General features: G+C 40.9%; 1 protein-coding gene. It reads left to right on the forward strand.

All coding sequences use genetic code 11. The annotated features are described in order from the left end of the window. On the forward strand, nt 1–281 hold a 281-nt coding region (locus SB749_RS19255), incomplete at both ends, for a glycosyltransferase (RefSeq protein ID WP_410711717.1).

Below are 281 nucleotides of genomic sequence, written 5' to 3' on the forward strand. Positions count from 1 at the left end.
GCATTGATTTTCAGCAGTTTATAGATACAGATGACGCTACTGCACGGATTAAGCTTAACTTGCCCCATGACAAAAAGCTCATCGGATGCTCTGCTCGTTTAGAGCCAGGTAAGGGGCATTTAGATTTAATTAAATTACTGCCCGCGCTACCCAAAGAGATTGAACTCGTATTTGCTGGTAATGGCAGTTTACGTTTTTCATTAATGAGTGCTGCAGTGTCACTAGGGGTGGTAGAGCGAGTTCATTTTTTAGGAAATGTGCAGCATATGGAATTATTTTAT

Origin of the sequence: Brevibacterium sp. SIMBA_078, assembly GCF_046534565.1 — a bacterium.
GTDB lineage: Bacteria > Actinomycetota > Actinomycetes > Actinomycetales > Brevibacteriaceae > Brevibacterium.